Here is a 13,174-nt window from a genome sequence, read left to right as displayed (position 1 = left end):
ACGGGTGGATCAGCGCAGGGTGATCGGCGCGTCTTCGTAGAAGGCGCGGTAGCTGGCGTAGTCGGCCTGGCCGGCGACGACGAAGGAGACCGGCTCCGGCGCATGCACCAGCTCGGCGGCGGCGGCCAGGATCCTGCGTCCCTCCGGGTCCTGGTGCATGGTCAGGAAGGCGTGCGCCACGGCGCGCACCTGGTCGGTCGGCACGCGCGGCGAGGCCATCAGCGCGAGGTCGTTGAACGGCGCCGAGCTCCACAGCACGCGGAAGGCCTTGTTTTCGCGCCCGCTGTAATTCTGCACCAGCTGCGAATTGGCGCCCACGGCCTTGACCTTGCCGGAAAACAGCTGGCTGAACGCGGCGTCGTGGTTGCCCGTGAAGACCACGTTGACCGGCACGTTCTTGTGCATCAGCTCGGCATAGGTGACCTTGTAGGCGATCAGCGCCTCCGGACCCGGGAAGGCGACCTGGGCGTTGCCGAGCTGCTCCAGCGTCCTGACCGGGGAGTCGGCCGGTACCACGATCTGGCCGCGCACCGGGGCGCCGGCGCGGCGGCCGAACACGGTCCAGCCCATCTTCTGGCGTTCGGGGCTGAACAAGTGGTTGCTGAACGCGAAGTCGACTTCGCGCGCCAGCACGTAGCTGGTGGTGTCGGCCGAGGTGCGGCCCAGCTTCAGGTTCAGGCGCACCCCGCTCTTGCTCGAGACGTAGCGGATGATCGGGTTCCAGAAACCGGCCGACACCTGCAGGTTGTACTGGTTGACCGGCGAAAAGTTGTAGGTCGGCGGCTCGGCGGCCTCGGCGGGCGGCGAAGCGGCGAGCGCCGTGCCGAACACGAGGCTGGCAAGGCCGGCTTGGAGGAGTCTGGACATGGGCCGACTATAGCATATTTCCTATCCGCAACATCTCTGTCTTTCAGCCTATTTTTGACGAATGTGACGATTTGGCTACACCGCGCTCGCGCCCGGATATGTCACAGGATTTCACTGTGTGCTTCCAAGCCATGTTACGCTTCGGCGCTGTCGATAATCGAACGCCATGGCGAGGCGTCATCGTTAGGGAACCATGATGGACATTCCAGACAGGGCTTTGCCGGACGCGGCGCTTGGTTTCCTGGCGGCGCCGGGCGAACTGGGCGGCTTGATCCGCACCTTCGATTGGTCCGCGACCCCGCTCGGACCGCTGGCGTCCTGGCCGCAGAGCCTGCGCACCTCGGTCAGCCTGATCCTCAACACGCGCCACCCGATGTGGATCGGCTGGGGCGAGCACGCCACCTTCCTGTACAACGACGCCTACGTCGACGTGCTCGGCGCCGCCAAGCACCCGTGGGCGCTGGGCCGCCCGGCGGCGCAAGTGTGGAGCGAGATCTGGGACGTGTGCGGCCCGATGGCCGACAAGGTGTTCGAGCGCGCCGAGGCGACCTTCGTCGACGGTGTCCAGCTGTTCATGCGGCGCGGCGACTTCCTGGAAGAGACCTGGTATTCCTTCTCCTACAGCCCGATCCTGGACGAGGGCGGGCGCGTGGGCGGCCTGTTCTGCCCCTCGCTCGAGATCAGCGCCAGCCTGCTCAACGAACGGCGCCTGGCGACCCTGTCGCGCCTGTCGGCCGACGCGCTGCGCGAGCAGACCGTGCAGGCCGCCTGCGCCACCGCGGCCGGCATCCTGGCCGACAACCCGGCCGATCTGCCGTTCGCGCTGCTCTACCTGGCGGACGGGGACGGGGCCGCGGCGCGCCTGGTGCAGTCGGCCGGCCTGGCAGAGGGTGTGGCGCCGCCCGTGCTGGCGCTGGACGCAGCCATCGCGGCCGGCGAGCGGGCGGACGAGGAAGTCGCCGACGCCGCGCCCGGCGCCCTCGAGCAGGCGGTCGCGCGCGCGTGGACGCTTGCCGCCGCCGAGCTGGCGCCTCTGGACGGCGTGGCCGGTATCCCGCATGGCCTGGCCGGCCAGAAGGTGGCCCAGGCGCTGGCGCTGCCGCTGGCCACGCCGGGGCAGGCGCGCCCGGTCGGCGTGCTGGTGCTGGGGGTGAGCCCGGTGCGCCGGCTCGATCCCGAATACCGCACCTTCTTCGACCTGGTCGCCGGCCAGGTCGCGGCCGCGATCCAGAACGCGAGCGCCAGCGAAGAGCAGCGCCGCCGCGCCGACATGCTGGCCGAACTGGACCGCGCCAAGACCGATTTCTTCAGCAACGTCAGCCACGAGTTCCGTACCCCGCTGACGCTGATGCTCGCGCCGATCGAGGACGCGCTGATGGATGGCGTGCAGCCGCTCGCGCCGGTCCAGCGCGAACGGGTCGACCTGATCCGGCGTAACGCGCTGCGCCTGGAAAAGCTGGTCAACACCCTGCTCGACTTTTCGCGCGTGCAGGCCGGGCGCGCCCAGGCCAGCTTCGTGCAGGCCGACCTGCCGGCCCTCACCGCCGACCTGGCCAGCGGCTTTCGCTCGGTGGTCGAAAGCGCCGGCCTGGCCTTCGAAGTGCGCTGCGCGCCGTTCTCGCTGGCGGCCCGGGTCGACGTCGCGATGTGGGAAAAGATCGTGCTCAACCTGCTGTCGAACGCGTTCAAGTTCACCTTCGAGGGCGGGATCGTGGTGACGCTCGAGCAGCATGGGTTGGAAGCCGTGCTGACGGTGCAGGACAGCGGCATCGGCATCGAACCGGCGCATCTGGCCAAGGTGTTCGAGCGCTTCCAGCGCGTCGAAGGCGCGCGTTCGCGCTCGTACGAGGGTTCGGGAATCGGCCTGGCGCTGGTGCGCGACCTGGTCGAGCTGCAGGGCGGCCGGATCGAGGCGGCCAGCACGCCGGGCCGCGGCAGTACGTTCACGGTGACGCTGCCGCTGGCGGCGCAGGCCGATGCGGGCGCGTCCAGCGCCGTCGAGGCAGCGGCCGCGCTGCCGGCGGTGGCGCCGAATGCGCGCACCGTGGCGGCCTTCGCCGGCGAGGCGAGCCGCTGGCTGGGCCAGGCGCCGGCCGAGGTCCAGGCCGGCGCCGCCGTGGATCCGGGCGGGCAGATGCCGCTGCCGCTGCCGGCCGCGGCGCGCATCCTGGTCGCCGACGACAATGCCGACATGCGCGAGTACCTGGCGCGGCTGCTCGGCCAGCACTGGCAGGTGCTGCCGGCGGCCGATGGCGTGCAGGCGCTCGAACTGGCGCGGCGCGAGCGGCCGGATGTGGTGGTGTCGGACGTGATGATGCCGCGCCTGGACGGCTTCGGCCTGATCGCGGCGCTGCGCGCCGACCCGGAACTGGCCGAGCTGCCGGTGCTGCTGCTGTCGGCGCGCGCCGGCGAGGAAGCGCGCATCGAGGGCATGGAAAAGGGCGCCGACGACTACCTGGTGAAACCGTTCGCGGCGCGCGAGCTGCTGACCCGGATCGACTCGCAGCTCATGCGCGCGCGCATCCGCGCGGTCGAGCGCGCGCACGCGGGACGGCTGGCCTCGATCTTCCGCCAGGTGCCGGCCGGGATCGCGATCGTGCGCGGGCCGGAATTCTCGTTCGAGCTGGTCAACGACCATTACCAGCAACTGGTCGGCGGGCGCGCCCTGGTCGGCCTGGCGATGGCCGACGCGCTGCCGGACCTCGCGCAACAGGGCATCATCGGGCTGCTGGAAGGCGTGCGCGCCAGCGGCAAGGCCTATGTCGGCCGTTCGCATCGCTTCGAACTTGCGCGCGGCGCCGGCGGCGCCAGCGAGGAAGGCTGGTTCGACTTCGTCTGCCAGCCGATCGTCGAAACCGGCGGCGGCATCGACAGCATCGCGGTGGTGGTGTTCGAAGTCACCGAACTGGCGCGCGCGCGGCGCGACGCCGAGGTCGCCAACGACGCCAAGGACGAATTCCTGGCGATGCTCGGCCACGAGCTGCGCAATCCGCTGGCGCCGATCCTGATCGCGCTCGAGCTGATCCGCATGCGCCAGCCGAAGGGCGCCGAACGCGAGCTGGCCATCATCGAGCGCCAGGCCCAGCACCTGGTGCGCCTGGTCGACGACCTGCTCGACGTGGCCCGCATCGCGCGCGGCAAGATCGAACTCAAGCCCGAGCGCACCGAGCTGGCGCGCATGGTGGCGCAGGCGGTGGAATCGACCGCGCCGCTGATGAACGAGCGCAGCCACCAGCTGCACATCGACGTGCCGTCCGGCGGCATGGCGGTGATGGTCGACCCGATCCGCCTGGTGCAGGTGATCGGCAACCTGTTGACCAACGCCGCCAAGTACACCAACAACGGCGGCCGCGTGCACGTGCGTGCGCGCCTCGAGGACGGCCATGCGGTGCTGGAAGTCGAGGACAACGGCATCGGCATCTCGGCCGAAATGCTGCCGCGCCTGTTCGACAAGTTCGTGCAGGAGCGCCAGGCGCTGGACCGTTCGCGCGGCGGCCTCGGGCTGGGCCTGGCGATCGTGCGCGAGATCGTCCAGCTGCACGGCGGCGCGGTGGCGGTGCGCAGCCGCGGGGAGGGCCACGGCAGCCTGTTCGAGGTGCGCCTGCCGCTGGCCGCGACCGAGGCGGTGGTGCGCACCGGCGTCGAGCCGGGCGCCGGCGAGAGCGGCCTTGCGCCGTGCCGCGTGCTGCTGGTGGACGACAACCCGGACGTGCTCGACGCGCTGCGCACCCTGCTGGCGCTCGCCGGCCACGAGGTGACCGCGCTGCCCGATCCGCAAGCCGCGCTGGCGCTGCCCGAGCGTTACGCGCCGGACGTGGCGCTGCTCGACATCGGCCTGCCGGGCTTGTCCGGCTACGAGCTGATGGCCGAGCTGCGCCGCCGCCCCGGGTTCGCGCACACCGAGTTCGTCGCGCTGAGCGGCTATGGCCAGCCGGAAGACCGCGCGCGCTCCGAGGCCGCGGGCTTTGCCGCGCACCTGGTCAAGCCGCCCGCGGCCCAGGCGCTGGCGGCGCTGCTGGCGCAGCTGGCGGCGCGCCGCGCGCCAGGCCCGGTGTCAGTCCCGATGCCGGGGCGGGAAGCGCTGGCCGGCTGAGCGTTCAGCGCCGCGCGCGGTCCCAGTCGGGGCGCGTCAGTTCGTGCACCTCGACCAGGTGGCCGTTCCAGGTCTGCTGCCCGAGCGCGCGCATGCCGAGGCGTTCCATCACACGCTGCGAGGCTTGGTTGTCCGGATGGCGCAGCGCGTGCACGCTGGGCGCACCGAGCGGGGTCGCGGTTCATGGCCTGCAGGCCGTCGAAATGGTGGTCGGCGAAAGGCTCGAAGCGCAGGCGCGCGCTGCTCAGGATGGTCATGGGCTCTCCGATCGAACGAAGATCAACGAAAGCGGCGCGCGGGCGGGGGACCGCCGGCGCGCCGCATGACGACCTGTCCGGCGCCGGCCGGCGCCGCCTACAGGTCAGTGATGTGCATTATGCGTCGCGGTCAGACGCCGCACCAGCGGCAGCACGGCCAGCGCGATCGCGGTGCAGGCCACGGCGCCCAGGCCCAGCTTGTTGAACAGGCTGGCGTAGATCGGCAGGGTCTGGACCGGGTCGACCACGTCCTTCGGCACGCTGGCCAGGTTGGCCACCAGGCCGCCCAGGTACTGCGAGATGCCGACCGCGACGTAGTAGGCGCCGACCATGAAGCCGCTCATGCGCGAGGGCACGTAGCGCGCCACCATCGCCAGGCCCAGGCCCGAGACCAGCAGCTCGCCCAGCGAATACAGGCCGTAGCCGATGATCATGATCCAGGACGAGGTCAGGCCGTTGACGGCGAAGCGGCCGGCCACGCCGTAGGCGAAGAAACCGAGCGCCACCGAGAAGAAGCCGAGTGCGAACTTGGCGGCGATCGACAGGTCGCGGCCCGAGCGGCCGGCGGCGGTGTAGACCCAGGCCAGCACCGGCGAGAGCACCATGATCCAGATCGCGTTGAGCGCCTGGAACTGGGCCGGCGACCAGGTCCACAGGTGGGCGCCGAAGACGCTGAAGTCGAGGTCGACGTTACGCAGCGCGAACAGCGACAGGGATGTCGACATCTGCTGGTAGAAGATGAAGAAGAACACCGTCTGCAGCGTCAGCACCAGCGCCGCCGACAGGCCGGCGCGCTCGCTCGGCTGGCTCTTGCGGATCAGGTGGATGAAGATGCCCAGCACGACCAGGCCGGCCGCATAGACGAAGGCGCGCGCCAGCGCCTGGTATTCCAGGATGAAGGCCGAGGCAACGACCATCAGCGCGCCGCCGCCCAGCACCGCGGCCAGTTTGCCGACCTCGAGCGGACGCTCGTCCGGCAGGCTGCCGACGTGGGCGATGGTGGCGCGCATCAGCAGCACGCTGAACAGGCCGACCACCAGGCCGACGCTGCACACGCCGAAGGCGGCATGCCAGCCGAGCTGGCTGCCGGTCGAGGCGTTGACGGCGTCCTTGATCCAGGGCGTGGCCAGCATCGACACGGTCGAGCCGACGTTGACGGCCATGTAGTACAGCGTGAAGGCGCTGTCGATCTTGGAGTCATCGCCTTCGTAGATCTTGCGGACCAGGGTCGCCGCATTCGGCTTGAACAGGCCGTTGCCGACCACCACCACGCCGAGGGCGCTGAACAGGAACCAGGTGTTCTCGGTCGGCGCCGCCATCAGCGCGTAGCCGATGGTCAGGATCATCGCGCCGATCGCCATCGAGCGCTTGGTGCCCAGCACCTTGTCGCCGACCCAGCCGCCGATCGCGGGGGCGACGTAGATCAGCGCGGCGGCCGCGCTCCAGACCAGGTTGGCGCGGCTGTCTTCGAAGCCGAGCCGTTCGACCATGTAGTACACGATCAGCGCCTGCATGCCGTAGTAGCCGAAGCGTTCCCACAGTTCGACCAGGGATACGGTCAGGAAGGAACGGGTTTGGGTGTAGGGTAGGGGTGGAATTTCGTTTTTCATCAGGTTCCCATGGGGTCTTGGCCGTTTCCTCGTGAGCACGGCAAGGCCTGGATGCTACTTGAGTAAAATGCTTCGTGCAATGCCGCCGGCACGCCAAAGCGCCTGTAAACACAGGGTTTCTTGGCAGTTTGCAGATAGAATGCGTGGTCGAGCCCGAACCGGATTCCTGTCATGCGCGTGCGTACCCACCTGAGCTTGCTTGCTGCGGCCGTCTTCCTACCGGTGATCCTGGGATCGGCGCTCGCCATCAAGCTGCTGCTCGATGCCGAGCGCCGGGCGGTCCTGCGCAGCATGCAGGAAATGGCGCGCGCCACGGTACTGACGATGGACCAGGAAATCACCGCGGCCCTGGCCAGCGCCCAGGCGCTGTCGACTTCGGCCCTGCTGGCGCATGGCGACTTCGAAGGGTTCTACGCGCAGGCGCGCGCGGCCGACGCCGGCAGCAAGCGTCACACCGCCCTGCTGCGGGCCGACGCGCGCCAGGTGTTCACCACCTTGCTGCCATACGGCGCACCGATTCCGCTCCCGGCCGAAGCGGTCGCCGCGCGCATGCGCGCCGCCATGATGCGCGAGCGACCCACCATTTCCAACCTGTTCGTCGGCAGCGCGGCGCGGACCTATGTGCTGGCGGTCTCGCAGCCAGTGTGGCTGGCCGACGGCCGGCGCATGCTGCTCAACCACTGGATCTACGCGGCCGACATGAACCGCCTGCTGCCCAGGGACACGCCGGCAAGCTGGCTGGTGTCGGTGTTCGACCGCGAAGGCGGCACGATCGCGCGTGGCCAGCGCTGGCAGGAATTCGTCGGCAAGCAGCCGAACCGGGCGCTGCTGGAGGCGCTGCGCAGCGGCCGCGCCAGTACGGTCGGCGAAACGCGCGACGGCGTGGCCGTGCAAGTGGCGCTGGCGCGCTCGCCGCTGACCGGCTGGAGCGCCTCGGTGGCGGTGCCGAGCGCCGAATTCGAGGCCAGCGCCGCGCGCGCCGTGGCGCTGACCGCGGTGACGCTGCTGTGCGCGGTCGCGCTGGCGGTGCTGGGGGCGCTGCTGTTCGCGCGCCGCCTGCTGCGCGCCACCGAATACCTGGGTGCGGCCGCCGAAGGCATGGCCGAGGGCCGGCTGCCGCCGCCCGCCGACCTGCGCATCACGGAACTGAACGCGCTGCAGAAGGTGCTGCACGCGGTATCGACGCGCCTGATCCGCCTGGACGAGGCGCGCCGGCACCACCTGGCCGAAGCCGAGGAGGCGCGCCGCCTGGCCGAGGCGCAAAACCGCGCCAAGGACGAATTCCTTGCCATGCTCGGGCACGAGCTGCGCAATCCGCTCGGCGCGATCAGTTCCGCGATCGCGCTGATCCAGATGGGCGCGCCTGCGCCGGCGGCCGAACGCGCGCAGCAGATCATCGGCCGCCAGGCCAGGCATCTGGCGCACCTGGTCGACGAGCTGCTCGATGCCAACCGGGTGCTGAGCGGCCGCGTGCAGCTGTCCGGGGTGGCGGTCGACCTGGGCGCGGCGGCGCGCGAGGTGGCGCTGACGCTGCAGACCCAGGGCGTGACCAGCCAGCACGCGGTCGAACTCGATCTGGGGCCCGACACCGAGCCGACCTGGGTCGGCGCCGATCCGCACCGCCTGCAGCAGATCATCGGCAATCTGGTGGAAAACGCCGCCAAGTACACCCAGGCCGGCGGCCACATCCGCATTCGGGTGCGTGCACCGGAAGGGGCACCGGGAATGGGCGAACTGGCGGTCATCGACGACGGCAAGGGCATCGACGCCGAACTGCTGCCGCGCATCTGGGAGGTGTTCGTACAGGGCAAGGTGCTCAGCCGCGCCCAGGGCGGGCTGGGGATCGGCCTGGCGGTGGTGAAATCGCTGGTCGAGCAGCAGGGCGGGACGGTCGCGGTCGACAGCCCGGGGCCGCAGCGCGGCAGCACCTTCACGGTGCTCCTGCCGCTGATGGAACCTGGCGCGGCGGCCGCGCCCGAGACCAATGCGGCGCCGGCGCCGGGCCTGGCCGGACGGCGCGTGCTGGTGGTCGAGGACAATGCCGACCTGCGCGAGATGATGTGCGCGATGCTGCAGTCGCGCGGCTGCACGGTGTTCGGTGCGGCCGACGGCAGGAGCGCGCTTGCGCTGGCGCCGCAGGCGCGGCCCGAGATCGGCTTCGTCGACATCGACCTGCCCGACATCTCCGGCCACGAGGTGGCGCGCGCGCTGTTGACCGACCCGCGGCTGGCGGGCATCCGCCTAGTCGCCGTGACCGGCTACGGCCAGCTGGACGACGTGCGCCAGGCGCTCGCGGCCGGCTTCGCGCGCCACCTCAAGAAGCCGGTGCGGCTGGAGGAGCTGGAACAGGCGATCGCGGATATCGCATCCGCGCAGCAGGGCTGACCCGCCATCGTCCCGGTCAACGCAATACTTTGATACAAAATAACCCCCTCGCTGTCATGCAGGACGCATTCTCTGTGCGTCAATTAACGTCAACGCATAAACGCCACTGTTAGACTGAAATCACCTCAACGACTGTTGGGAGGCGATGATGACGTGGCTATCGAGGATGGTGAGGTACATGGGGGTGCTCGGCGATCCACAGCTGACACCGGGGACGATCGAAGGCTTGCCGCCGTTCGCATTGCGCAAGGCGATCGACGCGCTGCTGCGCAGCGGCTGGATCAAGACCTTCGAATACGACAGGGAGGACGCCTGGGTCGATTACGCGCGGGTCGAGCTGCGCAAGGGCCGCTTCAAGCTCAGGCTGGAATGGGACCAGGACAGCGGCGGCAGCGTCGCCGGCCCGCGCGAGGTGCTGCACGAGCTGCACGTGCTGGACCCGTGGACGCAGATGCAGGCGCGGCCCGTGATTCACTGATGCGTTTTCCGTGATTCTTCCGGACCGTGAGAAACCGCAGCGGGCGGCCGCAAAGCATCGCAGACCGCAAACGCAACGCGCAGCAGGTTCATCACGGTCCCTTCAGAACGTCTCGTCCGGCGCCAGGTAGCGCCACTGCCCTTGAGGCAGCTCGCCCAGCTTGACCCGGCCGATGCGCACGCGCTTGAGGCCGATGACCTTCAGGCCGACCATGTCGCACATACGGCGGATCTGGCGCTTGCGACCTTCTTTCAAAGTGAAACTGAGCTGGTCCTCGTTCTGCCAGCGCACCTTGGCGGGCAGCAGCGGTTTGCCGTCCATCCAGAGGCCGTGGTTCAGCTTGCGCAGATCGGCGTCGGGCAGCGTGCCCGGTTTGGTGTACTGCACGCGCACCAGGTATTCCTTTTCGATCGACGTATCTTCGCCGATCAGGTGGCGCGCGATGCGCCCGTCCTGGGTCAGCACCAGCAAGCCGACCGAGTCGATGTCCAGGCGCCCGGCCGGCACCAGCGAACGCAGCTGGGTCGGGTGGAACTGCTCCGGCGACGGGTCGTCCTTCCAGCGGTTTTCCGGCTTGACCAGCACCACCGCCGGCTTGTAGCCGTCCTCGGCCTGGCCGGAAACGAAGCCGACCGGCTTGTTGATCAGGACCGTCACGCGCTTGCTTTGTTCGGCCGCGGCCTGGCGTTCGACCGTGATCTTCTGGTGCGGCAGCACCTTGCTGCCCAATTCGCTGACCACCTTGCCGTCGACCCGCACCCAGCCTTTGGCGATCCACTCGTCGGCTTCGCGCCGCGAGGAGAGGCCGAGTTCGGACATGCGTTTGGAGAGACGTACGGGTTCAGTCATGGGCGGTTCTACAAAAGACGGTAAAAGGACAATAAGAGGGTTCAGATTTTCAGCGCATCGAACAGCTCGGTCTCGAGCTGCACCTGCACGCGCTGGTTGTTCAACGCCGGTCCGTCGATCAGGAACACGTCCTCGACGCGCTCGCCGAGCGTCATGATCTTCGCGGTGTGCAGGTTGATGCGGTAGCGCGCCAGCACGCTGGCGATCGCGAACAGCAGGCCGTTGCGGTCGTTGGCGGCGATCGAGAGCAGCCAGAACTGGCCGCGCTCGTCCGGGCGCAGATCGACCGTCGGCGTGATCGGGAAGGTGCGCGACATGCGCGACAGGCGCCCGCGCAGCGGCGGCGACAAGGGTTCCTGGCGCATCAGCACCTCGCACAGCTCGTGCTCGATCAGGTTGATGATGTCGCGGTAGCTGCCGGCGAAATGTTCGTCGGCGATCATGAAGGTGTCGAGCGCGTAGCCATCCTTGGTGGTGTGGATCTTGGCGTCCAGGATGGAAAAGTTCTTGCGGTCGAAGTAGCTGCAGATGCGCGCGAACAGGTCGGGCTGGTCCTGCACGTACACGGTCACCTGCAAGCCTTCGCCGATCGGCGCCAGGCGCGACTTCACCACCGGCTTGCCGTGTCCGAGCTTGTCGTACAGCGAGCGCGTCTGCCAGGCGATGTCGGAGGCGTCGTGGCGCAGGAAGTAGGCGACGTCGAGCTGCTTCCACAGCGCCTCGTGGTCGTGCGGACCCAGGCCGAACAGGCGCAGCGTGGCCAGCGCTTCCTGCTGGCGCGCGCGCAGTTCGCGGTCGGCCGAGGGCGGCTCGCCGCCCAGTACGCGCAGCGTGGTCTTGTACAGGTCTTCGAGCAGCTTGGCCTTCCAGGCGTTCCACACCTTGGGGCTGGTGCCGCGGATGTCGGCCACCGTCAGCAGGTACAGCGCGGTCAGGTGGCGCTCGTCGCGCACCAGCCTGGCGAACGCCGCGATCACGTCCGGGTCCGACATGTCCTGCTTTTGCGCGACCTGCGACATGGTCAGGTGCTGCTCGACCAGGAACACCACCAGCTCGGTGTCTTCCTCGTTGATCGCGTGGTCGCGGCAGAAGTCGAGCACGTCCTGCTTGCCCAGCTCCGAGTGATCGCCGCCGCGCCCCTTGGCGATGTCGTGGAACAGCGCCGCCACGTACAGCAGCCAGCGGTCGCGGAAATTGGCGATCAGCTGGCTGCAGAACGGGTATTCGTGCGCGTGCTCGGTCATCGTGAAGCGGCGCATGTTACGCACCACCATCATGATGTGCTGGTCGACGGTGTAGACGTGAAACAGGTCGTGCTGCATCTGGCCGACGATGCGGCGGAAGTTCGGCAGGTAGCGGCCCAGGATGCCCATGTCGTTCATGCGGCGCAGCGCGTGCACCAGGCCGACCGGGGCTTGCAGGATGCGCAGGAACAGCGCGCGGTGCGCGGGTCGGGCGCGGAATGCCTCGTCGATCAGCGTGCGCGCGTGCCACAGCGCGCGCATGGTGCGCGCGGTCATGCCCTTGATGTCCGGCCGCTCGGTCATCAGCACGAAGATCTCGAGCACCGCGGACGGATCGGCTTCGAAGGTATCGTCCGCGGCGATGTCGATGAAGCCGCCGACTTCGTTGAAGCGAGGGTTGATCGGCACCGGCTGGGTCGGCGTCGGGAACAGCTGCGCCTCGATGTTCTGCAGCAGGATGGTGTTCAGTTGCGTGACCGCCTTGGCCGCCCAGTAGTAGCGCTGCATCAGGTATTCGCTGGCGCGCCGTGCTTCCAGGCCCTCGCCGGTGGAGGTCAGGCCGAAGGTCTCCGCGATCGCGGTCTGGACGTCGAATACCAGGCGGTCTTCGCGCCGCCTGGTCTGCAGGTGCAGGCGGATGCGGATGTCCTTGAACGCGCTCTCCTTTTCCATCAGCTGGCGCGCTTCCTCGCGCGTGATCAGGCCGCGGATCGCCAGCTGGCCCCAGTTGTTGCCCAGGCCGGCCGCCTTGGCCACCCACAGGATCACCTGCAGGTCGCGCAGCGCACCCGGGCTTTCCTTGACGTTCGGTTCGAGCGAGAACGGCGTGAACTCGTACTTGGCGTGGCGCAGCCGCATCTCGGCGGTCTTGGCGTGGAAAAACGCCTGCGCATCCATCGCCGCGTCGTAGCGCTTTTGCAGTTGGGCGAACAGCGGCTCGCTGCCGACCACCAGGCGCGCTTCGAGCAGGCTGGTCTGCACGGTGATGTCGGCCGCGGACTCCGTCATGCACTCGTCGACGGTGCGGATGCTGTGGCCGATTTCCAGGCCGAGGTCCCACAGCAGCTGGACGAAGTTTTCCAGGCGCGCGGCGGTGATGGCGTCGGCCGGCTTGCCCAGCAGGACCAGCAGGTCGACGTCGGAATGCGGGAACAGCTCGCCGCGGCCGTAGCCGCCGACACCCACCAGCGCCGTGTCCGCCGGCAGGCCGGCGGCGCGCCAGGCGTCGGCCAGCACGCCGTCGACGCTGTGGCGCAGTCCGCGCAGCAGCTTTTCCGGCTTGCCGTTCTCGCGGAACTCGGCGATGACGATCTGGCGCTCGGCCTTCAGGCGCTGGCGCAGTTGCTGCTGGGGCGGGTCGATGGTCGTGCTGGACATGGCGGAGAAAATGA

The 13,174-nt window shown here is 69.0% G+C and carries 8 protein-coding genes; 3 read left to right on the top strand and 5 right to left on the bottom strand.

The features are described 5' to 3' along the window. Positions 1–9: 9 nt before the first annotated feature. A complete protein-coding gene (locus FA90_RS08500) occupies positions 10–867 on the bottom strand; it encodes a phosphate/phosphite/phosphonate ABC transporter substrate-binding protein (RefSeq protein ID WP_036167935.1) in 858 nt (285 codons plus the stop codon). A 193-nt stretch (positions 868–1,060) separates the two neighbouring features. On the opposite strand from FA90_RS08500, the gene FA90_RS08495 reads away from it, so the two are divergent. Then, positions 1,061–4,960, top strand: coding sequence for an ATP-binding protein (locus FA90_RS08495; protein ID WP_081933740.1), 3,900 nt, complete (start codon positions 1,061–1,063; stop codon positions 4,958–4,960). Positions 4,961–4,964: 4 nt separating this feature from the next. Here FA90_RS08495 and FA90_RS27225 read toward each other — a convergent pair whose 3' ends face one another. Together FA90_RS27225 and FA90_RS08490 are read right to left on the bottom strand one after the other, a co-directional pair. Next, a complete protein-coding gene (locus FA90_RS27225) occupies positions 4,965–5,114 on the bottom strand; it encodes a hypothetical protein (protein WP_239700597.1) in 150 nt (49 codons plus the stop codon). Positions 5,115–5,321: 207 nt separating this feature from the next. Then, the gene (locus FA90_RS08490) at positions 5,322–6,827 is read right to left on the bottom strand and encodes a peptide MFS transporter (protein ID WP_036167932.1); all 1,506 of its coding nucleotides are present in this window, start codon (positions 6,825–6,827) and stop codon (positions 5,322–5,324) included. 171 nt (positions 6,828–6,998) lie between these two features. Between FA90_RS08490 and FA90_RS24905 the strand changes: the two genes are divergently transcribed. Continuing rightward, a complete protein-coding gene (locus tag FA90_RS24905) occupies positions 6,999–9,212 on the top strand; it encodes an ATP-binding protein (RefSeq protein WP_051971587.1) in 2,214 nt (737 codons plus the stop codon). A gap of 166 nt (positions 9,213–9,378) precedes the next feature. Then, positions 9,379–9,690 carry a hypothetical protein gene (locus tag FA90_RS08480; RefSeq protein WP_239700595.1) on the top strand — a complete coding sequence of 104 codons (312 nt, stop codon included), beginning with the start codon at positions 9,379–9,381 and terminating at the stop codon, positions 9,688–9,690. Between the two features lie 102 nt (positions 9,691–9,792). Here FA90_RS08480 and FA90_RS08475 read toward each other — a convergent pair whose 3' ends face one another. Together FA90_RS08475 and FA90_RS08470 are read right to left on the bottom strand one after the other, a co-directional pair. Next, positions 9,793–10,539, bottom strand: coding sequence for a pseudouridine synthase (locus tag FA90_RS08475; RefSeq protein ID WP_036167926.1), 747 nt, complete (start codon positions 10,537–10,539; stop codon positions 9,793–9,795). 41 nt (positions 10,540–10,580) lie between these two features. After that, complete coding sequence (locus FA90_RS08470) at positions 10,581–13,160, bottom strand: [protein-PII] uridylyltransferase (protein WP_036167924.1); 2,580 nt, start codon at positions 13,158–13,160, stop codon at positions 10,581–10,583. Between the last annotated feature and the right edge of the window lie 14 nt (positions 13,161–13,174).

Source organism: Massilia sp. 9096, assembly GCF_000745265.1.
Lineage (GTDB): Bacteria > Pseudomonadota > Gammaproteobacteria > Burkholderiales > Burkholderiaceae_D > Telluria.
This window is presented reverse-complemented; position numbering and strand designations above follow the sequence as displayed.

Coding starts and splice junctions, on each gene's coding strand:
- FA90_RS08500 (WP_036167935.1), bottom strand. CDS start 867: ATGTCCAGACTCCTCCAAGCCGGCCTTGCCAGCCTCGTGTTCGGCACG.
- FA90_RS08495 (WP_081933740.1), top strand. CDS start 1,061: ATGATGGACATTCCAGACAGGGCTTTGCCGGACGCGGCGCTTGGTTTC.
- FA90_RS08490 (WP_036167932.1), bottom strand. CDS start 6,827: ATGAAAAACGAAATTCCACCCCTACCCTACACCCAAACCCGTTCCTTC.
- FA90_RS24905 (WP_051971587.1), top strand. CDS start 6,999: ATGCGCGTGCGTACCCACCTGAGCTTGCTTGCTGCGGCCGTCTTCCTA.
- FA90_RS08480 (WP_239700595.1), top strand. CDS start 9,379: ATGGTGAGGTACATGGGGGTGCTCGGCGATCCACAGCTGACACCGGGG.
- FA90_RS08475 (WP_036167926.1), bottom strand. CDS start 10,539: ATGACTGAACCCGTACGTCTCTCCAAACGCATGTCCGAACTCGGCCTC.
- FA90_RS08470 (WP_036167924.1), bottom strand. CDS start 13,160: ATGTCCAGCACGACCATCGACCCGCCCCAGCAGCAACTGCGCCAGCGC.